The organism is Mesorhizobium sp. WSM4842, from assembly GCF_055901575.1.
On the sequence record NZ_CM148372.1, the window covers coordinates 2,012,565 to 2,038,091 of the forward strand.

The window sequence follows — 25,527 nt, forward strand, 5'->3', positions numbered from 1 at the left end:
TGGGATGTCACGGTTTGGCGTCCTCCGGGGCAAGTTTCAGCGCGCCGCGCCGGATCTCGAACAGCATGATGCCGGTGGCCACCGCGAGATTGAGCGAATCGGCGCGGCCGGCCTGCGGAATCCGCAGCAATCTGTCACAGCTTTCGGCCATGCTTTCGGGCAGGCCCTGCTGCTCGTTGCCCATCATCAGCAGCACCGGGCCCTTGGAAAAGTCGACCGAGCGGTAATCGACCGCACCCTTCAGATGTGTGCCGGCAACGAGGCCAGGAAAGCCTTTTCGCCACGCAAGGAAGGTTTCCGGCGTCGCCTTGGCGACCGGCACCGCGAAGATCGAGCCCATCGTGGCGCGCACGGTCTCGACGGAAAAAGGATCGGTGGTCTCGCCGACCAGGATGATGCCCTTGGCACCAACGGCATCGACGGTGCGGATGACAGTGCCGAGATTGCCGGGGTCGCGCACGCGGTCGAGCGCCACCCAGACGTCGCCGTCTCGAGCGCGGATGTCCTTCAGCGGCAGGAATTTCTGCGAAAAGACGCCGACCACCATTTGCGGGTTATCGCGCCGGGTGATGGCGACGAGCACTTTTTCCGAAACTTCGAGCACGGTGCCGCCGGCGGCAACCGTGCGCGCCGCGACCTTTTCGACTGCAGCGTTGCCGCGTCCGGCCTTGGCGAAGACCAGCGTCCGGATCGACCAGCCGAGGTCGAGCGCGTCGATGACCAGCTTCAGCCCCTCGGCCATGAAGGCGTTTTGCTGGTCGCGGAATTTCTTCAGGGAGAGCGCCTTGATGTCCTTGATCAACGGATTGGCGAGGCTGGTCACTTCCTTCACCTGCCCTGGCGCACCGGCGTGCCGCTCGCTCATTCAGGCCACCCAGCGTGAGAACAGCGACGTAGACAGCGCCCGGCCGGCGGATTTTTCGCGGATGATCAGTTCGCCGGATTCGACCGTGCCGCCCATGCCGGCAAATGTGTCGCGCATCAAGGCATGGATGGCGAAGAAGGAGGCGCGGATCGAATAGGCGGTCAGCACGACAGCAAGCGGCTTCGGCGTCAGGATCGAGCGGCAGAGGTCGGTCAGATCAGGCAGGTCCTCGAACAATTGCCAGACCTCGCCCTTGGGGCCACGGCCATAGGCGGGCGGATCGAACAGGATGATGTCGTAGCGGCTGCCGCGGCGCTCCTCGCGCTCGGCGAATTTCATGGCGTCGTCGATGATCCAGCGGATCGGCTTTTGCGACAGGCCCGCCATCTCCTGGTTCTCCCTGGCCCAGCCGATCGCCTTCTTGGACGCATCGACATGGGTGACCTCGGCGCCGGCGCGCGCCGCCACCAGTGAGGCAAGGCCGGTATAGCCGAACAGATTCAGCACCTTGACCGGTCGCTTCGCCGCCGCGATCAGCCCGGCCATGTGGTCCCAGTGCGAGGCCTGCTCTGGGAAGACGCCGACATGGCGAAACGAGGTGAAGCGGCCGAGATAGTCGATTCCGTCATGCTTCATCGGCCAGGTCTCGCCTAGCGGCGTCTTGGGGAACCGCCAGCGGCCGATGCCTTCCTCGTCGGTGTCGCCGGTGAAAATGGCGTCGGCGCGGTCCCAGTCTTTGGCCGGCAACGCTTTTTGCCAGATCGCCTGGCCTTCGGGCCGGACGATGCGATAGGGCCCGTACTGCTCGAGCTTTTGACCGGCGCCGCTGTCGAGCAGCGCATAGTCGGCGTTGGGCGCCACTTCGAGGATCAGCGGCAGGTGTTCGGCGGGCAGGGCGCCGTCGCGGCGGGAAAGGACGCGCGGCGCGGCTTTCGGCTCGGTGCGGTTGCCCGATGCTGTGCCGGTCCCGCGCTGCGCCTGTTCCGCCCCGCCCTTTGCGAGCTGATGCGAGCGGCTGTCGCGGCGTTTGTCGCGAAAAGGTTTCAAGAAGAGCATCTCCGGGGCGACTTGGCCCGCTTCTGCCACAGCACATTCACCGGTGCAACAAACGCGGTCGCTGGACATTTCCGAAACGGTCAGCCGCGCCTGATCCAAAGCAGGGCGGCAACCAGCGATACGAAACCGACTGCCTTGAAGGCGGCGACGATCATATGGCCGGTTTCCCAGCGCCGTCGGATCGCTTCGAAATTTTCCGGAATCGGTCCAGGCACCCAGGTGGCCAGAATATCGTTCGCCGGCTTGACGAGAGCAAACCACATCGCAAGAGACACCGCATAGAGCACGGCAGCGGCCAACGCGTACCAGAACGCCGGACGGTCATTGCGCAGCATCCATGCGAGAAGTCCCGGGCAGCCGATCGCGGCCACGTCGAGTGGCGCGCCAATGACGGCAAACAGCTGGAACTGGGCGTTGAAGACAGTCGTCTCGCGCCAGAGCGAAGGCGACCACTTCGTCAGCCGAGGAGCCGATTCCAGGACATGGGCGAAGGACGGTCCAAGGCTGAGCGCCGCGACGACTGCGGCCAAGATGGACCAGAACAACAGGAACCCGCGTATCTCCATAACGCCCGAACAACGGCGTGACGCCGGAGACATTCCCGTCCGAACGGGAACAGAGAAGCAGGGGAGTAAGGGAGTAAGTGAGTAAGTGAATAGGGGAAATATGACTAGCACGAAGCCGCACGATTGGTACGGCTCCCCTACTCCCCTACTCCCCTACTCTTCAGCGCCTTGTACACCGCAATGCCGGCGGCGAGGTCTTCGAGGGCTGCGCCGACCGATTTGAAAAGCGTGATCTCACCGGGGCTCTGCCGGCCTTTCTTTTGGCCGCGTGCCAATTCATGCAGGTCGGCGACGATGGCTTGCGCCTCCAGCACGCCCGAGGCCAGCGGCTGGACGATGTCGCCCGCTTCCTTGGTGGCGCCGGCCCGGGTGTCGACATAGACGTGGGCACGCGCAATCGCATCGTCGTCGCTTTCGCGCATGGTCGGCGTGAAACCGCCGACCAGATCGACATGGGTTCCCGGCTTCAACAGCGCGCCCTTGATCAGCGGCGTGGTCGTGATCGTCGCCGACGAAACGATGTCGGCCTGGCCGAGTTCGGCGTCGAGATCGCTCGCGGCGGTGGCCGCAAAGCCCTCGGCGCGCAATTCCGACGCAACCTTTTCTGCATTGGCCGGCGTGCGGTTCCAGATGCGGATGGCGGTGATCGGCCGCACCGCTGAATGCGCCTTGGCGAGGAACGGCGACAGCGCGCCGGCACCGACCACCAGCAGCCGCTCAGCGTCCTCGCGGGCCAGATAGGAGGCGGCCAGCGCCGAGGCGCAGGCCGTGCGCCACTGCGTCAACCGCTGGCCGTCGATCATGGCTTCAGGCTCGCCGGTCGCGCCGTCGAGCAGGAGGTAAAGCCCCATCACCGCGGGTTTGCCCACGGTGTTGTTGTCGGGCGACACCGTAACGATCTTGACGCCGATATGGCCGCCTGCCGACGTGCCGGCCGCATTGAAGTCGGTCCAGGCCGGCATCAGGAGCAGCGTCGAGGCCGCGCCGTCGGGCCGTTCGACCATATGGTGATGCCTGACCGGTTGCATCGCGCCATCGCGAAAGGCCGCGCGCAGAGTCTCGACCAGGCCGGGAAAGGTCAGCGCATGATCGACCTCGGCCGCCGAAATGGTCAGCATGGGAAACTCCGTGGAGAGAAATACGCCTAACGCATAACCGCGGAAATCGGAACCGATTTTCGGAAAAGATCATGCGTAATCAAAATGGTACGGCGTCCTATGTGCGTCCCAAAGGACGTGCGGCGCTGTGTTGGCTCAGTTCGTCGGCTTCGGCAAGGCCGGGCCTTGTGGCGCAGCCGGCGCACGGCTGACCGCTTGGCGCAGGTTCTCGGCCTCGACGCCGCGCTGGCGCGCCAGCCTGCGATAGCGGCCCTGCTTGATCCAGGTCGCCAGGCTGCCGACCACCATGCCGATGGCGAGAGCCAGGAACAGGAAGATGAAAAGCGGCAGCGTCAGCGTCAGCGCCGGATTGCCGGGGTTGAACGGATCCAGGGTGAAGGCAACCGGATCGCGATTGGCGACCGCCAGCGCAATCAGGATGACGGCCAGCGGCACGAAGACCACGACGAGCATGAAACGATTGAACATGGAATTTCCTGTCGAAGACGGGCCCGGCCGCGGGCCGCGCCCTACTGAAAAAGGCCGGCATGGCGCACGAGCTCGCGCGACGCCTATTTGCCGCCGTTCAGCCTTTCACGCAATTCCTTGCCGGTCTTGAAGAACGGCACCCATTTCTCCTCGACCTCGACGGATTCGCCGGTGCGCGGGTTGCGGCCGGTGCGGGCGGGGCGGTTTTTCACCGAGAAAGCACCGAAACCGCGCAGCTCGACCCGGTTGCCTTCGGCAAGCGCGTCGGTGATCTCGTCGAAAATCGCGCCGACGATGTTTTCGACGTCGCGCAGAAAAAGGTGCGGGTTGCGTGTGGCGATGATCTGCACAAGTTCGGATTTGATCATGAGAAGGCTCCCCGTGAAAACACTGCGGTCAAAATTATGAGGATGATTTTATTTGCTTTTTTCACTCGTCTCAAGGGTGCCAGACGGAAACGAGACCGTCAAGAAACAAGCGGTCGGCACCAAGTTCGTGAATGATCTCGCCGCCATAGTCGGGCAGGCCGAGCGCACTGCCGATGGTTCGCGCCGTCGCTTTCGAGAACAGGAAGCCGCCGCTTTCCGCGTCCTTCCACTCCACCACCTTGAGCTTGGCGTCGACGCCCTTGGTCGCGAGCCAGTCGATCGCTTCGGTCTCGCCGCCGACCGCGTCGACCAATTTGTTGGCAACAGCCTGCCGGCCGGTGAAGATCGAACCGTCGGCCAGGGCCAGCGCCTCCGGCTTGGTCATGTTGCGTCGTTCGGCGACGACGCCGACGAACCAGTCGTAGCTGTCCAGGATCAGCTTGCGGACCATGGTGCGCTCGTCGTCATTGGTCGGCTTGAAAGGCGATGGCGAGGCTTTCAACGGCGAGGATTTCACTTCCTCGAGCTTGATGCCGAGCTTGTCCATAAGGCCGCTGACGTCCGGATACTGGATCAGCACGCCTATCGAGCCGACGATCGACGATTTGCGCGCGACGATATGATCGGCAGCGGTGGCGATCATATAGCCCGCCGATGCGGCCAGCGTGCCGACCTCGGCCACCACCGGCTTCTCGGTGGCCAGCTTGCGCACTGCTTCGTAGATCGATTCGCCCCCGACGGTGGTGCCGCCCGGTGAATCGATCGACAGGATCACAGCTTTCACCCTCGATGATTGACGGATGGTGTCCAGTTGTTTGATCAGGTCTTCGTCTTCGGTAATGGTGCCCTCGATCTTGACCTTGGCGATATGGTCGACCGCCGTGCCAGTGAAGTCGTCACCGTAAATCCAGCTCGAAAAGGCAATCAGCCCGACTGCCGCGACAACAAGCGCTGCAACGCGCCAGAATGTCAGCTTGCGGCGCAAGCGGCGGCGGTCGATCAGGTCGTCGGCTCTCAGTGCCATGGTCAGCCTCATAGTCGGTGGAAGCAGATGCTTTTAAAGCAACCATCCGCGCCCGGCTACCGATTCCTGACGAGCTTGCGCCAAAGACAGGGTTTCGACGTTCGCGAGCCGGCGTTTCAAGAGACATCAAGACCAATCCACAGGCCCCTAACGCTGTGCGCCTGTATCTGGTATGAGATGCAAGTCGTGCCGGTTTCATTTTCGTTTGTACAACTGCAACCGTCACACTTTTGCGGTTTTCCTCCGCTTGTGCTTGCTTGAGGGCGCCGGCATCCCACCTATAGGGGTGCTTGGCGGCAGGGGTTTAAAAGAAAGCAGTTATGTTAGCGCGACCGATCGAACCGACCAACACCGAGACGGAGTTGGCTCCCCCGGACGTAGGCCCGGCGCGGGTCGACGCCTTCGGCATTGCCCAGCGCCATTCGCGCCGCGTGCGGATCTTGAAGCTGGCGGTGCCGCTGGCCGCTGCCGCGATCGCGGTCGCCTTCCCGATCTATACCTATCTCGCGGCGCCTGGCTCAATCCAGGTCCAGGCCGACGGCAGCGCCTTCGCCAATGGCAAGCTGGTGATGGCCAACCCCAAGCTCAACGGGTTCACCAAGCAGAAACTGCCCTATTCCATGACGGCCTTGCGCGCCCTACAGGACGTGACCAAGCAAGGCATCATCAATCTGGAGGGCATCGACGCCAAGCTGCCGATATCGACTGACAATGTGGCGGCCATCAATGCCTCGCACGGCACCTACAATCGTGACGGCAACACGATGAGCCTGACCAGCGATGTCACCATAACCACCACCGATGGCTTGGCGGCAAAGTTCAAATCGGTCTTTCTCGATATGGGCAAAGGCACTATGAAGACGAACGACCCGGTCGACGTCAGCCGCGGCGGGTCGCGGATCACCGCAGATTCGATGTCGATCCAGGACAACGGCAAGATCGTGGTTTTCGAGAACAGAGTGCGTGTCAACATCGATCCCGCCAGCTTGAAAGCGGCAGAGGCAATGAGCGGAGAATCCAATGCGGTTCAGTAGTTCGACACGGCTCGGGGCAGCAGCTTCGGCGTTGCCGGCCCTTGGGCTGGCTTTGGGGCTGAGCTTGGGGACGACGCCGGCTCTGGCGCAGTCCAAGGCCACCAGCCAGTTGTCGGGCCTCAAACTGTCCGGCGACAAGCCCATCCAGATCGAAAGCGATAAGCTCGAGGTCCGCCAGGCGGAAAGCGTCGCCGTGTTCACAGGAAATGTGAGCGTCGTCCAGGGGCCGACTTTGCTCAAGGCCGGCAAGATGACGGTCTATTACGTCAAGGACGCCGACGCTGACGCCAAGGAAGCGCAGGACGCAGGTGCCGCGATGACCGGCTCGGCCAACATCGACCGTCTGGAGGTGGCCAACAAGGTCTATATCAAATCGGACGACCAGGTCGCCACCGGCGACAGCGGCACCTTCGACATGAAGACGGAAGTGCTGGTGCTTTCAGGCAGCAAGGTCGTGCTTTCGCAAGGTGACAATGTACTGGTCGGCTGCAAGCTCACCGTGCAGATGAAGAGCGGCCTGGCCCAGGTCGACGCCTGCGGGGGCCGCGTCATGATGTCGATCACGCCGCCGGCGAAGTCGGGAGCGGCGAACCCCTGATGGTCGACGTAGCATCGCTGATGGCGCGTCTCCCAGGACGCGCCGCCAGCAAACTTGCGGCACCGGCCACGGTCAGCGTCGACCAGGTAAAGTTCAAGGGAACCTTGATCGCCAAGGGCCTGACCAAGAGCTACAAGGGCCGCAAAGTCGTCAGCGGCGTGACGATCGGCGTGCGTGCCGGTGAGGCGGTCGGGCTGCTCGGTCCCAACGGCGCCGGCAAGACGACCTGCTTCTACATGGTCACAGGCCTTGTGCCGGTCGATGAAGGCACAATCGAAATCGACGGCTTCGATGTCACCTCGATGCCGATGTACCGCCGCGCCCGCCTCGGCATCGGCTACCTTCCGCAGGAAGCGTCGATCTTTCGCGGCTTGAGCGTCGAGCAAAACATCCGTGCCGTGCTCGAAGTGGTCGAAAAGAGCCGCAAGGAGCGCGAACGCAGTCTCGACGAACTGCTCGAGGAGTTTCACATCAGCCATTTGCGCAAGGCCCCGTCGCTGTCGCTTTCCGGCGGCGAGCGGCGCCGCCTTGAAATCGCGCGCGCACTGGCGACCCGCCCCGCATATATGCTGCTCGACGAACCTTTCGCCGGCATCGATCCGATCGCCGTCGCCGATATCCAGCAACTCGTGCGCCATCTGACGGCGCGGGGCATCGGCGTGCTCATCACCGATCATAATGTCCGCGAGACGCTCGGCCTGATCGACCGCGCCTACATCATCCATGCCGGCCAGGTGCTGACCCATGGCCGGGCCGATGAAGTGGTCGCAAACCCGGATGTGCGGCGGCTTTATCTCGGTGAGGGATTTACACTCTAAGCGGGAAAATTCCCCTCCAAGCGCGATTTTTGGCGCGAGACGAGCCTTTTTCTCCGATTTCTCCTCCAAATAACGCACCGACAGGCGAGTTTTGATCGCTGTCGCCTTGACAAGCAAAAGCCGGGCCAGTTTCTATGCCCAACTCCTTCCGGCAGTCCGGATGCGTAGACAGGGCGTTTGAAACCGAACCATGGCGTTGGCGGCAAAACTACAGCTACGACAGTCCCAGTCGCTGGTGATGACGCCGCAACTCATGCAGTCGATCCGGCTGCTGCAGTTCACCCACGTCGAGCTGGAACGCTTCATAGACGACGAGATCGAGCGCAATCCTCTACTCGATCGCGCCGAGCCGCAGGACGATGCCGTCAGCGATCAGGCGCAGAAGATCGATGCCGCGCCGGAAACGGCCACCGGCGGCGACTGGTTCGAGAAGGAAACGGCGTGGAGCGCCGAGGCGATCTCGGAAAAGCTCGATACTTCGCTGGAAAACCTGTTTCCCGACGACCCCGGCACCAGCGAGCGGCTCGGTCCCGACCTGACGGCCCAATGGAAATCGGCCTCCGGCAACGGTTCCGCGTCCTCGTCGGACGGCTTCGAGGTCGGAGACATGGCGGCCGCCGCCATCACGCTGCGCGAGCATGTCGGCGAACAGGTCGCGCTTGCTTTCGCCGACCCGGCAGCACGCCTGATCGCCAGCGAACTGGCCGATGGCCTCGATGAGGCCGGCTACATGCGCGCCGACATGGCTGAGATCGCCGCTCGTCTCGGCACCGACAGAGCGGCGGTGACGAATGCACTCGAGGTCTGCCAGACATTCGAGCCCGCCGGCATCTTTGCCCGCGACCTCGCCGAATGCCTGTCGCTGCAGCTTGCCGTCCGCGACCGGCTCGACCCGGCGATGAAGGCTTTGATCGCCAATCTCGAGCTCCTGGCGCGGCGCGATTTCCAGACGCTGAAACGGATCTGTGGGGTCGACGAGGAGGATCTGCTCGACATGCTGGCCGAGATACGTGCGCTCGATCCGCGCCCGGGGATGGCGTTTTCGGGCGGTGCCAGCGATGCGATCGTCGCTGATGTCGAAGTGCGGGCGGCCAATGACGGGAGTTGGGTGATCGAACTCAATGCCGAAACGCTGCCGCGCGTGCTGGTCGACCATATCTATTTTGCCCAGGTTTCACCGCATGCGAAAAACCAGACGGAAAAGGATTTCCTGGCGGAATGCCTGCAAAACGCCAACTGGCTGACGCGCAGTCTCGACCAGCGGGCGAAGACCATCCTTAAAGTTGCCTCAGAAATCGTGCGCCAGCAGGACGCCTTCCTCGTCCATGGCGTGCGTCACCTGAAGCCGCTCAACCTGCGCACGGTGGCCGACGCCATCGGCATGCACGAATCGACCGTCAGCCGGGTCACCGCCAACAAATACATGCTGACGCCGCGCGGCGTGTTCGAACTGCGCTATTTCTTCACCGCCTCGATCGCTTCGTCGGGTGGCGGCGATGCGCATTCGTCTGAAGCGGTGCGCGACCGCATCAAGCAGTTGATCGACGAGGAGAAACCGGCCGACGTGCTTTCCGACGACGCGATTGTGGATATGTTGCGGGAAAGTGGCGTCGATATCGCCAGGCGCACGGTCGCCAAGTATCGGGAGGGCATGAATATTCCCTCGTCGGTGCAGCGGCGGCGTGAAAAACGCGCTTTGGCCAGCGCCGGACGTTGATCCCCGACGGAATTTCCACAGCTTTCGCGCTTCATTGACAAGCCGCAATGAAGTGGCTAGAAGCCCGCCCGCATGGGACGGGCTACTGCCCGCATGCGGATGGTCCGTCACGACGTTGGCCACGGGACGGTCAAAGAAGGCGGCTTGTGATCAACCGGAAAGTTCGGATTTAAAATCGGCGCAAGTGACGCCGCAAAGCTTGTGCGCACAGACCACGGGTATAAACTCGGGACAGTTTGAAGCCTGAGCAAGGAAGGTCAGTTTTCAGATGACACTGCGCATATCAGGAAAACACATGGATGTCGGCGATGCGTTCCGTACGCGCATCAACGACCGTGTCGGAGAAGTGATCGGGAAATATTTCGATCGGGGCTTTTCAGGGCAAATTGTAGTCGTCAAATCGGGGTCGCGCTACACGGCCGATTGCATGATCCGGCTGGATTCCGGCGCTTCGCTGCAGGCGACCGGTGAAGCCCAGGACCCGACGCTCGCTTTCGAGGCCGCGGCGGATCGCCTCGAAACCCGCCTTCGGCGCTACAAGCGTCGGCTGAAGTCACATAATTCAGGCAATGCCAATGGCGAACTCACCGACATCGCCTATACGGTGATGGCGCCGCTTGCCGATGACGATGAGGAAATACCGGAGAATTTCGCGCCAGCCATCGTCGCCGAATCAACCATGACGCTGCGGACCATGTCGGTGGCGTCAGCCGTGATCGAGCTCGACACCAAGGACAGCCCGGTTCTCGTCTTCCGCAACGCCGGAAACGAGCATCTCAATATCGTCTATCGCCGGCCGGACGGAAATATCGGCTGGATCGACCCGTCTACGACCAAGGTCGCGCAGGGATGACGACCAAGGCCGCACTGGGATAAGGAACCAGCCGCACGCGAGAGTGAGGGCTGGCGACGGCAGGCGAACAAGGGATTTCAAGTATGGATCTGAGCGATCTTATCAACGTTCCGGCAATCTTGCCGGCGTTGAAGGCGAACTCCAAGAAACAACTGCTGCAAATGCTGTCCGAAAGGGCGGCAGCGATTTCCGGCATTCCGGAACGGGAGGTGTTCGACACCATCCTGCAGCGGGAACGGCTGGGCTCGACCGGTGTCGGCAACGGCATTGCCATTCCGCATGGCAAGCTGGCCGGGGTCAAGCGGATCGCCGGGGTTTTCGCCCGGTTGGAGACGCCGGTCGATTTCGAGGCGCTGGACGACCAGCCGGTCGATCTGGTGTTCCTGCTTTTGGCGCCCGAAGGCGCCGGCGCCGACCACCTCAAGGCGCTGTCGCGCATCGCGCGGGTGCTGCGCGACGCCGACACGGTGGCCAAGATCAGGGGCACCCGCGACGCCGCAGCGATCCACGCGCTTTTGTCGGACACGCAAGCCTCACACGCGGCCTGAGTTTTTGATTGGATCCGTTGAAGGGCCGCCGTGAGCGGCCCTGTCCGTTTCCAACCAGATCGCTGCGCCTATTGTTAGTGGATGGCGACGGCGATCAGGTCGTTTTCCAGGGCGCCAGCCAGCGCCCGGTCGCGAGCGTCCGAAAGCAGGATCGGCTGGCCATTGGCGGCAAACAGGGCCCACAGTTCAAGGCCGGGCGCGATTTCGCCGAGGCCCGGGAAACGGCCGCGCAGATCGTCGCTCGACACTTTCCTGAGATAGGCGACCGAACCTTCGCCGAGATGGGCGAATTCGCCGCTGGTCATGATAAGATTTTCGTCAGTTCTAGTCATTTAAGCCTCCTTGTCGCGAGGACTCCGCTCAGGCCGCCTCGCATGAGAGCCATTAGAGCGCCGTGTGTCCAATTGGACACACAAAGGACGCTCTAACACTTCAATTTGCTGCATCGTACTTTCGGAAAATCGATTCCGATTTTCCGGTAAGGATCAGTCTTTCACCGATATGTTTATTTTCCGTACCAGCCGTTCGGACTCGGGCCGATCGAGATCGATCGACAAAAGCCCGTTCTTCAGCTCCGCGGTGATCACCCGCATGCCGTCGGCCAGCACGAAACAGCGCTGGAACTGGCGCGCGGCAATGCCGCGATGAAGAAATTCGCGCTCGGTATCGTCGTTCTGGCGGCCGCGCACGACCAACTGGTTCTCCTCCGTGGTCACATCTAGATCGTTGTCGGCGAAACCGGCGACAGCGAGCGTGATACGCAACCTTTCGGCCTTGCCGTCGGCACCGCTGAGGCGCTCGATGTTATAGGGAGGGTAGCTATCACCCGACTTCGCCAGACGCTCCAGGGTCTTTTCCATGGCGTCGAAACCCAGGAGAAGCGGGCTGGAAAAAGGCGTCATTCGGCTCATGTTACATTGTCCTCTCAAGAGCGACATAAAGTGGAAAAACCCAGATGGCATTTTTCCCGATGGTCTTGATATGGTCCGCCCCGCGGTCAAGTTCAAGCCGTCAAAAGCCCCGCCCAAAAAGACTCCCCAAACAAGGAATTGAAATGCCCCTATCCCGCAAGATCATCATCGACACGGATCCCGGCCAGGATGATGCCGTCGCCATATTGCTGGCGCTCGGCAGCGCCGAGCTGGAGATCGTCGGCATAACTGCCGTCGCCGGCAACGTGCCGCTGAGGCTCACCGAAAAGAATGCACGCAAGATCTGCGAACTGGCCGGCAGGTCTGACATCAAGGTCTATGCCGGCGCCATCCGGCCGCTGGCGCGCGAACTGGTTACCGCCGAGGAGGTGCATGGCGAGACCGGTCTCAACGGACCGCAATTGCCCGAACCGACAATGAAGCTGCAGGACCAGTATGCGGTGGATTTCATCGTCGAGACACTGATGAAGGAAGAGAGCGGCACGATTACGCTCTGCGCGCTCGGACCGCTCACCAACGTTGCGCTGGCGCTTATCCGCGAGCCGAAGATCGCGCCGCGCATCAAGGAAATCGTGCTGATGGGCGGCGGCTTCTTCGAAGGCGGCAACGTCACGCCGACCGCCGAATTCAACATCTATGTCGATCCACATGCCGCCGACGTCGTGTTCAAATCCGGCATCCCGATCGTCATGATGCCGCTCGACGTCACCCACAAGGCGCTGACCACTGCCAAGCGAACCCAGGCCTTCCGCAAGCTCGGCACCAGGGTCGGCACGGCTACGACGGAGATGCTGGAATTCTTCGAGCGCTTCGACGAGGAGAAATACGGCACCGATGGCGGTCCACTGCACGACCCTTGCGTCATCGCCTATCTGTTGAAGCCGGAGCTATTCAGGGGCCGCAACTGCAACGTCACCGTGGAAACCGCCTCGGAGCTCACCATGGGCATGACCGTGATCGACTGGTGGGGCGTGACCAAGCGACCGAACAACGCCATGGTGATGCGCGACATCGACCATGATGCGTTTTTCGCACTGCTGCTGGAAAGGCTGGGGCGGCTTTAGGGCTCCTTCCTTCTCCCCTTGTGGGCCCACAAGGGGGGGAAGGAAAGGTGCCGCTCACTTCGCCTTTGAAAACGCCAGCCACAGACCGCCGCCGATCAGGAAACTGCCGCTGATTCTGGACATGAGCTTGATGCGGCCGGCCGAGAGCAGGCGTCCGGCGCGGCCGGCGGCGAGCGCGAAGGTCGAATCCGACACGGCGGCGAAGATCAGGGCGGTGAGACCCATGACGCCGATCTGCAACGCGTAGTTGCCTTCAGGGGCGATGAACTGCGGAAAGAAGGCGCCGAAAAACACCAGCGTCTTGGGATTGCTGATCGCCACCAGCAGGCCCTGCAGAAAAAAGCCGCCGCGCGGTGTCTTCGCCGATCCGTCGGCGTTCAGCTTGCCCTTGGAGCGGAACATCTGCACACCCATCCAGATCAGATAGGCAGCGCCGATCAGCCTGACCCATTCGAACCAATGGCCCATTCCCGCGATCAGCGAGGTCAGCCCGATGCCGACAATGGCAATCATGATGGCCAGCCCGGCCTGCGTGCCGGCGACATTGGCGAGACCGGCGCGGGAGCCATGGCGGATGCTGTTGGCGATGATCAGCGTGACGGTCGGTCCAGGCACCAGGACAATGACAATACAGGCAACGACATAGGTAGCGTAGAGTTCCAGCGACATGGTTTTTCCTCGACAATATGCGGCTTGCGACGCGGCCGATCGTGATCAATGCATGACGGCAACGCCGGTGCAAGCCGGCAGGATACGTCGCTGGCGGCCTTGACCTGGACTTAGGCTCCGGCCTGCCACGGCAGCGTCGTCTCGTAGGCTGCCGCTGCTCTCAACACGGCCATGTCGCCGCGCGGCCGCCCGATCAGTTGCATGCCCATCGGCCTGCCTCTGGCATCGAAGCCCGCCGGTACGTTGACCGCCGGGCAGCCGCCCAGCGTGGCGAACGCTGAAACCTGCATCCAGCGGTGATAGCTGTCCATGGCACGCCCGGCCACTTGCGTCGGCCAGTGGGTGGCGAACTCGAAGGGGAAGACCTGCGCAGTCGGCAGTGCGACGAGGTCGAAGCGGTCGAAGAGCGACAGCAGGGTTTTGTGCCAGGACGAGCGCCTCACCGTGGCGGCGTGGATTTGCGGCGCCGTGAGCTGCAGCGCATGTTCCACCTCCCACACGGCCTCCGGCTTCAGAAGACTGCGTTTGAAGGGATCGTCGTAATGCGCCTTGAGCGCACAACCGCTGCTTGCCTGGCGCAGCGTCACAAAGGCCTGCCACAGCGCTTCGTAGTCGAAATCCGGCACCAGCGCCTCGGTCTGAAAGGATACGTCGGCGAACCGGCCGAGAGCGGCCCTGCAAAGATCAAGGATGCCAGGTTCGACCGGCAGATGACCACCGAGATCGCCGAACCAGGCGATGCGGCCGCCGGCGGCTGCCGTTTGCAGTCCCTGTAGGAAGCAGCCCTGCTTGTGATGTGAGAGCGGCGCGCGAGGGTCGTAGCCGGCCTGCTCGTCGAGCAGCAGCGCCATGTCGCGCACGCTGCGGCCCATCGGTCCTTCGACGCCCATCTGTGTGTGAAAGACGTCAAGTTCGGGACCGGCCGGGACAAGTCCCTGCGACGGACGGAAGCCATAGACATTGTTGTAGGCGGCTGGGTTGCGCAGCGAGCCGCCAAAGTCGCTGCCATCGGCGACAGGCAGCATGTCGAGCGCCAGCGCGACCGCCGCGCCGCCGCTCGAACCGCCGGCGGTCAAGGCCGCGTCGAAAGCATTGAGCGTCGGGCCGAACACGGTGTTGTAGGTATTGGAGCCAAGCCCGAATTCGGGAACGTTGGTTTTGCCGATGATGATGGCGCCGGCCTTGCGGATGCGCTCCACGAAGAAATCGTCTTCCTGCGGCACGAAATCGGCGAAGATCGGCGAGCCGAAGCTGGTCCTGAGGCCCTTGGTCTGCGCGAGATCCTTGATGGCGATCGGCAGGCCGAACAGCGGTCCGGCATGCCCTGCATGCGCCAGATGGGCGTCTGCCTTGTCAGCCTCGCGCAAGATGTCGGCACGGTCGCGTAGTGAGACGATGGCATTGACCAGCGGGTTCACGGCGTCGATCCGGTCGAGGAATGCCGTCACCACCTCGCGCGCGGACAGCTGACGGCGCCTGATCGCGTCGGCAAGGTCCACGGCGGACAGACGGCAGATATCGCCGGCAGGCGGCACGGGGTGTTTTGTGGCCGGACGCATGGCTCTCACCTAGCTGGCGGATTTTTGAAGCGCAGCGTCGACTTCCTTCGCCAGCGGGATCGCCGGCTGGGCGCCGGGCTTCAGGCAAGCGAGCGAACCAGCGGCTGCTGCACGGGCGAGCGCCTGATCGAGCGGCAGGCCGGATGACAGCCCGGCGGCGAAATAGCCGCAAAACGTGTCGCCGGCGCCGACCGTGTCGGCAGGGGTGATCTTCAGCGCCGGAACCATCAGAAGATCGGCTGGCGTCGCAGCCAGAACGCCGTCACCGCCGAGCGTGACGACAATTGAGCGGCCGGTCTTCCCGGCGTAATCGCGCATCCGCGCCGGGCGATCACGGCCGCTCAGCGACAGCGCCTCACCATAGAGGTCGAATTCGGTCTCGTTGGCGACGACATAGTCGGCCTTGCCGAGGAAGGCGGCCGCCTCGCCGCGGAATGGTGCCGTGTTGAGCACGGTGACCGCGCCTGCCGCCCGGGCCGCGTCCAGTGCTGCATCGACAGTCTGCAGCGGGACCTCCTGCTGCAGGAGCACGACATCGCCCTTTTTCATGAAAGCCCTGGAGAGGTCGCCTGTCACGACCGAATCATTGGCGCCCGGCACCACGGCAATGACGTTCTCGCCGTCGTCGGCGACCATGATCAATGCCGTGCCGGTCGAGGCGAAGGTTTCGCCGACACCGGACAGGTCGATCTTGCCGTCCCGCAGCAGCGCCAGCGCTTCAGTTGCGAAATTGTCCTTGCCGACCGCGCCGACCATGCGCACCTTGGCACCGGCGCGCGCGGCGGCCAGGGCCTGGTTGGCGCCCTTGCCGCCGGGTGCGGTGGTAAATCCGGAGCCGCGAACCGTCTCGCCCGGTGCGGGCAAGCGGTCGACATTGGCGATAAGGTCAAGGTTGATCGAGCCGATAACGATGATCAAGTGGTGCCTCCCTGCTGACGCTTCGTGTTTTTCGAAAATCGGAATCGATTTTCGGAAAACACGATGGGTAGAATTAAAGTGTTAGAGCGCACTCTGTGCGTCCGAATGGACGCACGTCGCTCTAATTGCGCGGGAAGCTACTCCGTAAGGTCGCCGCTTGCCAGACCGCGCGAGATGAACCCGCGCGCTGCTGGCCCGAATCTATGGGCGTTTCATCAAGATCCGACTTGTCCCGCTTCCCAGCCAAGGATGGCGCGTTTGCGGGTCAGGCCCCAGTGGTAACCGGTGAGCGCGCCAGACTTGCCGAGAGCCCGGTGACACGGCACCACGAAGGACATCGGATTGGCGCCGACCGCGGCCCCCACCGCTCGGCTGGCGCTCGGCGCGCCGATGCCGGCGGCGATCGAGGAATAGGTGCAGGCCTTGCCCATCGGGATGCGCAGCAGGGCCTCCCAGACGCGGACCTGGAAGTCGGTGCCGATCATGACGACGCGCAGCGGCTGGTCGGCGCGCCACAGCGCCGGATCGAAGATGCGCGCGGCATAGGGCGCCGTCGCGGCCATGTCCTCGACATAGTTTGCGTTCGGCCAGCGGCCGGACATGTCGGCAAAGGCCCCGCGCTCGCCGCCGGCATCGCTGAAGGCGAGGCCGGCAAGGCCGCGGTCGGTGACCATGATCAGGGCGATGCCGAAGGGCGAGATATGATAGCCGTAGCGGATCGTCAGTCCGGCGCCGCGCGTCTTGTAGTCGCCCGGCGACATCGCCTCATGGGTGACGAAAAGGTCGTGCAACCGGCCGGGGCCTGACATGCCGACCTCGAAAGAAGCCTCGAGCAGCGGCATGCCGGAATCGAGCAGTTTGCGTGCATGGTCGAGCGTGACCGCCTGGAGGAAGGCCTTGGGCGACAGGCCGGCCCAGCGTGTGAAGAGCTTCTGCAGGCCGGTCGGCGTCTCGCCGACTTCCTCGGCCAGTATTTCGAGCGACGGCTGGTCACGGTAATCAAGGCTGATCTTCTCGATCGCGCGCCGAACAACTTCGTAGTCACCGCCTTCGGGTGTGATGTCTTTCTTCAGAATAGCTGTCTGTGCGTTCATCGGACTATCTCCTTGACCGTGAATATCGTCCTTCGCGGCTGCGATCACCACCCGAAACTTGCCTTCTCGTCATGTGCACCCAGATAGATCTGGCTTCGAGGAAGGAGCCGACGATGGCTGGCGAGAAGGTGCATCTCACCAAGGAGAAGGAGACGCTGCTGATTACCATTTATGGCAAGGCACTGGAGAGCCGGTTGCCTCAATCGCTGCTGAAAGATCATTTTGCGGACGAGGCGGTTCGCCGCATCGACTATGATTTCTCGCGGCTGAAGGTCGACGACAATCTCGGCGTCGGCTTGGCGATCAGGGCCAAGACGCTGGATGACTGGGTTTCGGCCTTTCTGGCCAGGAATCCCGAAGCGATCGTGCTGCATCTCGGCTGCGGGCTCGACACGCGGATATTCCGCATCGATCCACCATCCCGCGTGGATTGGTTCGATATCGACTATCCCGAAGTCATCGAGCTCAGGCGCAAACTCTATCCGCCGCGCGACCATTACCGCCTGATCGCGTCGTCAGTCACCGAGCCTGGCTGGCTGGACGAAGTGCCTGGCGATCGTCCGGCCATGGTCGTGGCGGAAGGGCTCACTCCCTACCTTGCCGCTGACGAGGGTCCAAGACTGTTTTCGCGGCTTGTGTCGCATCTTTCGAGCGGCGAATTGGTTTTCGACGCCTATAGCCGCTTTGGCTTGAAGATCATTCGCCTCAATCGATCCTTCCGCGCGACTGGCGCCGAGGTCCATTGGAGCATCGAGGATCCGCACGAACTGGAGCAAAAGGTGCCCGGCCTGCAACTGGTCGAGGACCTTTCGGCCTACCGGCCGGAACACGCCGCCCGTATGAGCTGGGTCGCGAGGCTGCTCATCCGGCTTTGGAGCTATATTCCGCCGCTGCGCAAGATCGGCAGGATGTTGCGGTATCGATTCTGAAATAACTTCCCCTCTGCGCTTCGCGCCTCGTTGCTCGATAAGGAACTTAATGCGAATTGTCGGAAAGATGGATCTATAGAAATGAAGCAAGATGCACGGGCAGCAGCGGCCTTTTTTCTGGCCCTCCAATAGCGGTGGCAGTCGAGATTCTTCGAGAATTGTACATCGTCGTTTTTCACAATGAGTTGAGTGAAAGTCTTGTTTTAGCGGGCCAATTTTTGGCGGTATTGAGATCGCAACCATTTTTGCATGGTCTTTTGCAATACTGTTTGGGGTCCCACTCTACATTCTTCTGAGATGGCTTAGAATTTTCTCGACGTGGGTAACGATAGGGTTCGCTGCCGCGATAGGAGCGTGGTTCAATATTTTTCCGGAATTCTTGCCCAAAAATGAGACGACCAACTTCTGGATAACAGGGTGCCGAATCATAGCGAATGGCACGCGCACTTTATGTGGGTATTGGGAGCTGGCATCGGACGTGCTGTCTACCGCGACCTTGGGCGCGGTGGCTGGTCTGATTTTTTGGCTTATCTACGCTGGCGGCTGGAAGCGGCCAGTCATCTAAACCTAGCGCGCTTTGGCGGTCGCCAGGGCGCGCGAAAAAGCTGACGCAAAGCTCTCGCGGTCGTCGGGATTGAGGAAGCCGCCGATCGGCACATTCTGGCCTTGTGCTTCCACCGCCATCCTGGTGATGCCGATCTCGGCGTGGCGGGCGACCGAAAAACGCGCCCAGAACGGATTGAAGCGATGCGCTTCCGATTTGCCTGACGGTGCGGTCTTGCGGATGTCGAGGCTGGTGCGCGAGACCGACACTTCCTCGCGGGCGCGGGCGGCACGATAATTGGCGCGAAAGGCGATGTAGACGGCAATCACGTCGAAACCGAGGAAGCCGAACACCGGCCAGGCGCCGCGCGACAGGAAAAACGCTCCGGTCACCAACGAGCCGAACAGCAGAGCGCCCATCAGGATGGCAAAGCCGGTTTTGCCCAGCGACCGATGCGGTATCAGCAACGCCTGGAAGAATGGCTCGTCGGCCTGAAATGAGGCGTTTGTGTCGCTCATGACGGGATATTATAGGAAGGGGATGACGAGCCCCAAGCCCAAAAATTCCTCTACACCCGAAAATGAATCGCCCCCCGGCCGACGCGACGGCTCGAACGCCAAGCCGCGTGCCCGGCCGGTGCGGTCCCATTCGCGCTACAGCCCGGCCGAGGTGCACGAGATTTTCCGACGCTTTTCCGTTCAGCGGCCCGAGCCGAAGGGCGAGCTCGAACACATCAACGCCTTCACGCTGCTGGTGGCTGTGGTGATTTCGGCACAGGCGACCGATGTCGGCGTCAACAAAGCAACGCGGGCGCTGTTCAAGGTCGCCGACACCCCGCAAAAGATGCTGGCGCTCGGCGAGGCCAAGGTCGGCGACTATATCCGCACCGTCGGGCTTTGGCGCAACAAGGCCAAGAACGTCATTGCGCTGTCGGAAGCGTTGATCCGCGACCATGGCGGCGACGTGCCCGACGACCGCGATCAATTGGTCAAGCTGCCGGGCGTCGGGCGCAAGACCGCCAATGTCGTGCTTAATATGGCCTTCGGCCAGCACACGATGGCGGTCGACACGCATATCTTCCGCATCGGCAACCGGCTGGGACTGGCGCCCGGCAAGACGCCGGAACAGGTCGAGCAGGGGCTGTTGAGGATCATTCCGGACGAATATATGCGCCACGCGCATCATTGGCTGATCCTGCATGGCCGCTACGTCTGCAAGGCGCGCAAACCGGATTGTCCGGTCTGTGTCATCGCCGACATCTGCAAGGCCGAGGAGAAGACGAATGATATTCCGGCGCCGCTGGTCGAAATTGCGCCGCTCGAACCCGTAGGCGAAATTCAGTAGCCGTAGCCGCGCGCCATCGCCGCGGCGAAGACCGGGATCAGCAGGAAGATGAAGGCTTCGGCGCGGACATAAGTTCGAACGGATGCAAGTTGCGCCGCCGGCACTTGAAAACCGGGGTTGGCCGAGGCCTGCCTGTTCCAGGAAACAAAGCGGACCGTCGGAATGATCGACAGCAGGCCGACGATGACGAAGGCCGCCATCTTTGCCCAGAACACCCAGTTGTAGACGTAGAATTCCCAGCCCTTCAGGCCGTAGATGACGCGGCCGATGCCGACGATGATGATCAGCATGGCGAGGATGCCGTAATGGCGATCGATGCCGACAAGCCGCCGGAGCGTCGCGGCGGGCAGATCGCCGCGGATCAGGACAAATTCGGCGCCGATGATGCCCGCCAATGAAAACACCAGCAGATGATGAAAGATGGCAAGCGCAAGATCGGTGGTATCCATGCCCTTTTCCCTCCGTCGGACGGCACAGCGGATGCTGAATCAGCTGCTGGTGAAAAGTAGCACCGCCGGGCAGGATTCACATTGGGCTGGAAGATGATCTGCACAGGCTTTGGCTCTTGTCTGGTGCAGGCGATTTGGATCTCTGTCGCATATCGCTGTCCCCCAAAACCGCCGAGCACCCCCGGGTCAAATCCAAGGGCAGGCTACTAAGCACAGGCAAACTTACGCAACCGAGGCACGACACATGATCAATCCACAGGCGCTTGTCGCTCCCGTCATTGAAACGCCGCGCACCGTGCTGCGGCCACACCAGCTCGATGATTTCGACGCCTATGTCGCCATGTGGGCCGATCCGGCCGTCACACGCTTCATCGGCGGCAAGCCGCGCACGCGGGAGGAAAGCTGGATGCGCTTCCTGCGTCATGCCGGCCTGTGGTCGCTGCTGGGCTATGGCTTTTGGGCGATCGAGGACAAGGCGACCGGCCGCTTCATCGGCGAAGCCGGCTTTCACGATTTGAAGCGCAACATCGTGCCGTCGATCGAAGGCGTTCCGGAAGCCGGTTGGGCGCTGGTCCCGAGCGCCCATGGCCAAGGCTTCGCAAGCGAAGTCGTCGGACGGGTTCTCGCCTGGGGCGACGAGGCATTCGGGCGCGCAAGGACTGTCTGCATCATCGATCCGGAAAACACCGCTTCGCTGAGCGTCGCGGCCAAATGCGGCTACAGCGAAGTGTTGCGGACCACCTATCACGACGATGCGACGATCCTGCTGGAACGGCAGCCTTGAGGGTTGCGGCCTGTCATCCTGTGGTTCCGATCGGGCCGAATCGAGGCTTTCTAGGCCTGCCGCTTCAGCACCGGGCCTTCCGCTTTGGCTTTTAGGGCCGCCTGTTCGAGCATCGAGGCGTCTTCGCCGAAAGCGCGGGTGGCGCGCGCGGCCGCCTCGATCAGCGGATTTTTCATGCGCTGCAGAAAGGCCGCGTCGACGCGCGTGCTCGGGCCTGACAGCGTCAACGCACCGAGCAAGGTGTGCCCCGGCCCGAACACTGGTGCCGAAACGCCCGCTGTCTCGGGGTCGCGATCGCCGACCGACAAACAATGGTAGGTTTTGCGGATCGTCTCGTAAGGCTCGCCCTGCTGACCGGAAAACGCCGCAAGCACGCGGCCGCCCGTACCGGCCAGCAACGGCAGCACGTCGCCTTCCCGTATGGTGTAGCGGATGGGATGCTTGGACTCGACACGATAGAGGCAGGTGCGCACGTCGCCCGAGCGGACATAGAAAGCGACGCTTTCCCAGCTTCGCTCGGCCAGATCGCGCATGATCGGCAGCAGGATGTCGATCGCCACGACCGAACGCTGGTATAGGGCACCCAGCCGGAAGGTGGCAGGGCCGACACGGTAGCGGCCGTCGTCGAGACGCTCCAGCAGCTGCCCGCGCAATAATGAGTTCGCCAGCCTCAGGATCGTGCTCTTGTAGAGGCCGGTCCGCGCCGCGATTTCGGCCAGGCTGAGCGACCGGTCGGCGGTAGCGAAAGCATCGAGGATGGCGATCGCACGGTCGAGCGCGGCAACACCGTTGGTCGACGCAGGCTTGGATTGTGTTACGGTCATCTGCTTGACCACGTCGTTCCGTTCCCAGTTGGACAGAAGGGCCGATCGGAACAACAACTATGCCGCGTGCAGACAGTTCTGTCCAGTAGAATGCCGTTCCTGTTGACAGAACAAGACAAAGGCTGCATGAATTTTTGTCGAGCGGGTCTGAATTCAGGCTACGTTGCTGGCAGGCACCAGAGGAGGTGTCGTGATTGGAGGAATCCCATGCTGAACAGACGCAGATTTTTAATGAGCACCGCCGCTGCCGGCGCCGCCGGTTTCGCAGCGTTGCATCTCTCGCCCGCCTTTGCGCAGGATGCGCCGCAGATCCAGATCTTCGTGCCGGCAGCGCCCGGCGGCGGCTGGGATCAGACGGCGCGCACGATGGACCAGGTGCTGCGCAGTGAGAAGCTGATCTCCGGTTCGCAGATCACCAATGTCGGCGGCGCCGGCGGCACAGTCGGCCTGCCGCAATTCATCAGCCAGTGGAACGGCAAGGGCAATTCGCTGATGGTTGCCGGCATGGTCATGGTTGGCGCCATTATCGCCAACAAATCGGCCAACAATCTCACCGAAGTCACGCCGATCGCCCGCCTCACCGGCGAATTCGAGGCGCTTGTGGTGCCGGCGGCCTCGCCGTTCAAGACCGCAGCGGATTTCGTCGCCGCCCTCAAAGCCGATCCAACCAAGGTTCCGGTGGCTGGCGGTTCGGCCGGCGGCTCGGACCACATATTGTTCGGCCTTATCGCGAAGACGGCCGGTGTTCCGGCAGCCAACCTCTCCTACGTGCCGTTCGCCGGCGGCGGCGAGGCACTGTCGGCGCTTCTCGGCAACCAGGTCGCGGCCGGCATCTCCGGCTATGGCGAGTTCTCCGAACAGGTCAAGGCAGGCGCGCTTCGGCTGCTCGCCATTTCCGCGGACAAGCGCCAGGAAGGCATCGATGCACCGACGCTGAAGGAAGCCGGCATCGATGTCGAATTGTTCAACTGGCGCGGCGTCTTCGCACCGCCGGGCGTTTCCGACGCCGACAAGGCGGCGATGATCACGCTGGTCGAGACCATGGCTAAAAGTGATGCCTGGGCCACCGAATGCAAAAACCGCAACTGGACGCAAATCCTGCTCACCGGCGACGACTATGCTAAATTTCTCGCCGAAGACACGACCCGGATCGCAGCCATCCTCAAGGACCTCGGCCTTGCCTGATGTCCTCGGACAGGGGCGGTCTGCACTGCCCCTTTCCGATGTTCGCCAGCCGCATGGACATACGATCCAGCGCGAGTGAAACTGCGGTGAGGTCGGCTGTGGGAGACCGGCCTATCCAGGGAGGACGATCATGAGCACCAGCGACCAGCAGGCGGCGCGGCCGCGCCTTGCCTTGCCCGAATTGCTGATCGGCATCGGGCTTCTCGCCTGCGCCGGCGCAGTAGCCTGGCAGACGCTGTCGATTCCGGTGTCGCCGCTCTACTCCAAGGTCGGCCCGACCGTCTTCCCCTACATCACCATGTTCGGCATGACGATCCTTTCCCTCCTGTTGATCGTCGCCGCCCTGCGGGGCGGCTGGCAACCGGAAGAGGAAAAGGAAACGCCGACCGACTGGAAGGCCATGGGCATCGTCGCCGTCGGACTGGTCGCGAACCTTGTTCTGATCCAGCCGCTTGGCTTCACCGCAGCCTCGGTGATCATGTTCGTTCTCATCTGCCACGGGTTTGGCAGCAGACACCCGTTGCGTGACGTGCTGCTCGGCCTGATCCTGGCGCTTGCCGCCTATTTCGGCTTCGCCAGGGCGCTCGGCGTCAATATCGGCGCCGGCTTCATCGAGAACCAGCTGAACACCGGTCTCGATTCGATTATCCGTATGTTGAGAGGCTGAAGCCATGGAAACGCTCAGCCATCTCGCGCACGGATTCTCGGTCGCTTTTACGCCGGTCAATCTCATGTGGTGCCTGGTCGGCACGACGCTGGGGACAGCGATCGGCGTGCTGCCCGGCCTCGGACCGGCGCTGACCATCGCGCTGCTTTTGCCGATCACCTACCAGGTGGCGCCAGAAGCGTCCTTCATCCTGTTTGCCGGCATCTATTACGGGGCCATGTATGGCGGTTCGACGACATCGATCCTGCTCAACACGCCGGGCGAAAGTGCAACCATCGTCACTGCGCTGGAAGGCAACAGGATGGCCCGTTCCGGCCGCGGCGGCGCGGCACTCGCCACCTCGGCGATCGGCTCGTTCGTCGCCGGCACACTCGGCACGCTGGGTGTCGCTTTCCTGGCCCCGGTCGTGGTCAAATTCGCGCTGTCTTTCGGCCCGGCCGAATATTTTTCGCTGATGGTGCTGGCCTTCATCACGGTTTCGGCGGTGCTCGGCTCGTCGTCGGTGCGCGGCCTGACCAGCCTGTTCATCGGCTTCGTCATCGGCATGATCGGCGTCGACCTGCAGACCGGGCAGCCGCGCTTCACCTTTGGCATGAGCCAATTGCTCGACGGCGTCGACGTGATCGTCGTCGCCGTCGGCCTCTTTGCAGTCGGCGAGACGTTCTACATGGCCTCGCGCCGCTATGCCGGCAAGGACGAGATCGTGCCGCTGAAGGGCTCGCTCTACATGACGGCGGCCGAATGGGCACGCTCGTGGAAGGCTTGGCTGCGCGGCGCCCTGCTCGGCTTCCCAATCGGCGCCCTGCCGGCCGGCGGCGCCGAAATCCCGACCTTCCTGTCCTATGCGATCGAGAAGAAGCTCTCCAAACACAAGGAGGAGTTCGGGACGGTCGGCGCCATCGAAGGCGTTGCCGGACCGGAAGCCGCCAACAACGCATCGGCTGCCGGCGTGCTGGTGCCGATGCTGACGCTCGGCCTGCCGACCTCGGCGACGGCCGCGATCATGCTGTCGGCCTTCCAGAGCTACGGCATCAATCCCGGGCCGATGCTGTTCATGACGCAGGCCAATCTGGTCTGGGGGCTGATCGCCAGCCTGTTCATCGCCAATATCATCCTCGTCATCCTCAACCTGCCGCTGATCGGGTTGTGGGTGCGGCTGCTGAAAATCCCGGCGCCGCAGCTCTATGCCGGCATCCTGGTGTTCGCCACGGTCGGCACCTACGGTATTTCGCAGTCACCGACCGACCTCGTCATCCTCTATCTGCTCGGCGGGGCCGGATTCCTGATGCGGCGCTTCGATTTCCCGACGGCGCCGGTCATCATCGGCATGATCCTCTGGCCGCTCGCCGAAACGCAGTTCCGCCGCGCGATGACCATCTCGAACGGCGACTGGTCGGTGTTCTACAAGCATCCGCTGTCGCTGACGCTGCTGACGCTGGCGTTCATCGGGCTGATTGGGCCGCATATCTACGCTTACGTCGAACGCAGGCGCCTACGCGGACCGGAGCATGTGCCGGGCGATGCCTGACCTG

General features: G+C 62.6%; 29 protein-coding genes. 13 read left to right on the forward strand and 16 right to left on the reverse strand.

Going from position 1 to position 25,527, the window contains the following annotated elements:
* Positions 1-7: 7 nt before the first annotated feature.
* From AC0NIE_RS09670 to sppA, 7 genes are all read right to left on the reverse strand, one after another.
* A complete protein-coding gene (locus AC0NIE_RS09670) occupies positions 8-865 on the reverse strand; it encodes a TrmH family RNA methyltransferase (protein ID WP_123151729.1) in 858 nt (285 codons plus the stop codon).
* Positions 866-1,912, reverse strand: a complete 1,047-nt coding sequence (locus AC0NIE_RS09675; RefSeq protein WP_473488046.1) for an RsmD family RNA methyltransferase — start codon at positions 1,910-1,912, stop codon at positions 866-868.
* 89 nt (positions 1,913-2,001) lie between these two features.
* Positions 2,002-2,487, reverse strand: coding sequence for a DUF1772 domain-containing protein (locus tag AC0NIE_RS09680; protein ID WP_473488045.1), 486 nt, complete (start codon positions 2,485-2,487; stop codon positions 2,002-2,004).
* 137 nt (positions 2,488-2,624) lie between these two features.
* Positions 2,625-3,605, reverse strand: a complete 981-nt coding sequence (gene lhpI, locus AC0NIE_RS09685; protein WP_473488044.1) for a bifunctional Delta(1)-pyrroline-2-carboxylate/Delta(1)-piperideine-2-carboxylate reductase — start codon at positions 3,603-3,605, stop codon at positions 2,625-2,627.
* A gap of 135 nt (positions 3,606-3,740) precedes the next feature.
* Positions 3,741-4,073: a LapA family protein gene (locus tag AC0NIE_RS09690; protein WP_473488043.1), complete on the reverse strand. Its 333-nt coding sequence runs from the start codon at positions 4,071-4,073 to the stop codon at positions 3,741-3,743.
* Positions 4,074-4,156: 83 nt separating this feature from the next.
* Positions 4,157-4,441, reverse strand: a complete 285-nt coding sequence (locus AC0NIE_RS09695) for an integration host factor subunit beta (protein ID WP_006200394.1) — start codon at positions 4,439-4,441, stop codon at positions 4,157-4,159.
* A gap of 70 nt (positions 4,442-4,511) precedes the next feature.
* On the reverse strand, positions 4,512-5,465 hold the full coding sequence (sppA, locus tag AC0NIE_RS09700) for a signal peptide peptidase SppA (protein WP_473488042.1): 954 nt from the start codon (positions 5,463-5,465) through the stop codon (positions 4,512-4,514).
* Positions 5,466-5,785: 320 nt separating this feature from the next.
* On the opposite strand from sppA, the gene lptC reads away from it, so the two are divergent.
* The 6 genes from lptC (at position 5,786) to ptsN (ending at position 11,033) form a co-directional block, all read left to right on the forward strand.
* A complete protein-coding gene (lptC, locus tag AC0NIE_RS09705) occupies positions 5,786-6,499 on the forward strand; it encodes an LPS export ABC transporter periplasmic protein LptC (protein WP_473488041.1) in 714 nt (237 codons plus the stop codon).
* Positions 6,486-7,097: an LptA/OstA family protein gene (locus AC0NIE_RS09710; RefSeq protein ID WP_473488040.1), complete on the forward strand. Its 612-nt coding sequence runs from the start codon at positions 6,486-6,488 to the stop codon at positions 7,095-7,097. The genes lptC and AC0NIE_RS09710 overlap by 14 nt, the downstream gene beginning before the upstream one ends.
* Positions 7,097-7,915 (forward strand): LPS export ABC transporter ATP-binding protein, encoded by an 819-nt coding sequence (gene lptB / locus AC0NIE_RS09715; RefSeq protein ID WP_123151735.1) that lies wholly within the window; start codon positions 7,097-7,099, stop codon positions 7,913-7,915. The genes AC0NIE_RS09710 and lptB overlap by 1 nt, the downstream gene beginning before the upstream one ends.
* A gap of 190 nt (positions 7,916-8,105) precedes the next feature.
* The gene (gene rpoN / locus AC0NIE_RS09720) at positions 8,106-9,632 is read left to right on the forward strand and encodes an RNA polymerase factor sigma-54 (protein ID WP_123151736.1); all 1,527 of its coding nucleotides are present in this window, start codon (positions 8,106-8,108) and stop codon (positions 9,630-9,632) included.
* A gap of 268 nt (positions 9,633-9,900) precedes the next feature.
* A complete protein-coding gene (gene hpf / locus AC0NIE_RS09725) occupies positions 9,901-10,485 on the forward strand; it encodes a ribosome hibernation-promoting factor, HPF/YfiA family (protein WP_123151737.1) in 585 nt (194 codons plus the stop codon).
* 83 nt (positions 10,486-10,568) lie between these two features.
* A complete protein-coding gene (gene ptsN, locus AC0NIE_RS09730) occupies positions 10,569-11,033 on the forward strand; it encodes a PTS IIA-like nitrogen regulatory protein PtsN (RefSeq protein WP_095488401.1) in 465 nt (154 codons plus the stop codon).
* A 74-nt stretch (positions 11,034-11,107) separates the two neighbouring features.
* Here ptsN and AC0NIE_RS09735 read toward each other — a convergent pair whose 3' ends face one another.
* Both AC0NIE_RS09735 and AC0NIE_RS09740 read right to left on the reverse strand, forming a co-directional pair.
* The gene (locus tag AC0NIE_RS09735; RefSeq protein WP_473488039.1) at positions 11,108-11,365 is read right to left on the reverse strand and encodes a BQ00720 family protein; all 258 of its coding nucleotides are present in this window, start codon (positions 11,363-11,365) and stop codon (positions 11,108-11,110) included.
* A gap of 153 nt (positions 11,366-11,518) precedes the next feature.
* Positions 11,519-11,944: an Hsp20 family protein gene (locus AC0NIE_RS09740; protein ID WP_473488038.1), complete on the reverse strand. Its 426-nt coding sequence runs from the start codon at positions 11,942-11,944 to the stop codon at positions 11,519-11,521.
* A 143-nt stretch (positions 11,945-12,087) separates the two neighbouring features.
* Between AC0NIE_RS09740 and AC0NIE_RS09745 the strand changes: the two genes are divergently transcribed.
* Positions 12,088-13,029 (forward strand): nucleoside hydrolase, encoded by a 942-nt coding sequence (locus AC0NIE_RS09745; protein ID WP_473488037.1) that lies wholly within the window; start codon positions 12,088-12,090, stop codon positions 13,027-13,029.
* A gap of 54 nt (positions 13,030-13,083) precedes the next feature.
* Here AC0NIE_RS09745 and AC0NIE_RS09750 read toward each other — a convergent pair whose 3' ends face one another.
* From AC0NIE_RS09750 to AC0NIE_RS09765, 4 genes are all read right to left on the reverse strand, one after another.
* Positions 13,084-13,698 carry a LysE family translocator gene (locus AC0NIE_RS09750; protein ID WP_473488036.1) on the reverse strand — a complete coding sequence of 205 codons (615 nt, stop codon included), beginning with the start codon at positions 13,696-13,698 and terminating at the stop codon, positions 13,084-13,086.
* A 110-nt stretch (positions 13,699-13,808) separates the two neighbouring features.
* Complete coding sequence (locus tag AC0NIE_RS09755) at positions 13,809-15,257, reverse strand: amidase (RefSeq protein ID WP_473488035.1); 1,449 nt, start codon at positions 15,255-15,257, stop codon at positions 13,809-13,811.
* 9 nt (positions 15,258-15,266) lie between these two features.
* Positions 15,267-16,175, reverse strand: a complete 909-nt coding sequence (locus tag AC0NIE_RS09760; protein ID WP_473488034.1) for a ribokinase — start codon at positions 16,173-16,175, stop codon at positions 15,267-15,269.
* A 215-nt stretch (positions 16,176-16,390) separates the two neighbouring features.
* A complete protein-coding gene (locus AC0NIE_RS09765; RefSeq protein ID WP_473488033.1) occupies positions 16,391-17,269 on the reverse strand; it encodes a methylated-DNA--[protein]-cysteine S-methyltransferase in 879 nt (292 codons plus the stop codon).
* Positions 17,270-17,382: 113 nt separating this feature from the next.
* On the opposite strand from AC0NIE_RS09765, the gene AC0NIE_RS09770 reads away from it, so the two are divergent.
* Positions 17,383-18,198 carry a class I SAM-dependent methyltransferase gene (locus tag AC0NIE_RS09770; protein ID WP_473488032.1) on the forward strand — a complete coding sequence of 272 codons (816 nt, stop codon included), beginning with the start codon at positions 17,383-17,385 and terminating at the stop codon, positions 18,196-18,198.
* A gap of 567 nt (positions 18,199-18,765) precedes the next feature.
* Here the strand turns inward: AC0NIE_RS09770 and AC0NIE_RS09775 are convergent.
* A complete protein-coding gene (locus tag AC0NIE_RS09775) occupies positions 18,766-19,260 on the reverse strand; it encodes a DUF2244 domain-containing protein (protein WP_123151742.1) in 495 nt (164 codons plus the stop codon).
* Between the two features lie 22 nt (positions 19,261-19,282).
* Here AC0NIE_RS09775 and nth point away from each other — a divergent pair, with 22 nt between their 5' ends.
* Positions 19,283-20,086 (forward strand): endonuclease III, encoded by an 804-nt coding sequence (gene nth / locus AC0NIE_RS09780; RefSeq protein WP_473488031.1) that lies wholly within the window; start codon positions 19,283-19,285, stop codon positions 20,084-20,086.
* On the opposite strand, the gene AC0NIE_RS09785 is transcribed toward nth, so the two are convergent.
* Positions 20,080-20,535 (reverse strand): DUF2214 family protein, encoded by a 456-nt coding sequence (locus tag AC0NIE_RS09785; protein WP_473488030.1) that lies wholly within the window; start codon positions 20,533-20,535, stop codon positions 20,080-20,082. The two genes, nth and AC0NIE_RS09785, sit on opposite strands and share 7 nt — an antisense overlap.
* 244 nt (positions 20,536-20,779) lie before the next feature.
* Here AC0NIE_RS09785 and AC0NIE_RS09790 point away from each other — a divergent pair, with 244 nt between their 5' ends.
* A complete protein-coding gene (locus AC0NIE_RS09790) occupies positions 20,780-21,319 on the forward strand; it encodes a GNAT family N-acetyltransferase (RefSeq protein WP_473488029.1) in 540 nt (179 codons plus the stop codon).
* 50 nt (positions 21,320-21,369) lie between these two features.
* Here the strand turns inward: AC0NIE_RS09790 and AC0NIE_RS09795 are convergent, their stop codons facing one another.
* Positions 21,370-22,143: an IclR family transcriptional regulator gene (locus tag AC0NIE_RS09795; protein ID WP_095496906.1), complete on the reverse strand. Its 774-nt coding sequence runs from the start codon at positions 22,141-22,143 to the stop codon at positions 21,370-21,372.
* A gap of 207 nt (positions 22,144-22,350) precedes the next feature.
* On the opposite strand from AC0NIE_RS09795, the gene AC0NIE_RS09800 reads away from it, so the two are divergent.
* From AC0NIE_RS09800 to AC0NIE_RS09810, 3 genes are all read left to right on the forward strand, one after another.
* A complete protein-coding gene (locus AC0NIE_RS09800; protein WP_095496841.1) occupies positions 22,351-23,328 on the forward strand; it encodes a Bug family tripartite tricarboxylate transporter substrate binding protein in 978 nt (325 codons plus the stop codon).
* Positions 23,329-23,458: 130 nt separating this feature from the next.
* Positions 23,459-23,995 carry a tripartite tricarboxylate transporter TctB family protein gene (locus AC0NIE_RS09805; RefSeq protein ID WP_473488028.1) on the forward strand — a complete coding sequence of 179 codons (537 nt, stop codon included), beginning with the start codon at positions 23,459-23,461 and terminating at the stop codon, positions 23,993-23,995.
* Between the two features lie 4 nt (positions 23,996-23,999).
* Positions 24,000-25,523: a tripartite tricarboxylate transporter permease gene (locus tag AC0NIE_RS09810; RefSeq protein ID WP_473488027.1), complete on the forward strand. Its 1,524-nt coding sequence runs from the start codon at positions 24,000-24,002 to the stop codon at positions 25,521-25,523.
* The last annotated feature ends 4 nt before the right edge of the window (positions 25,524-25,527 follow it).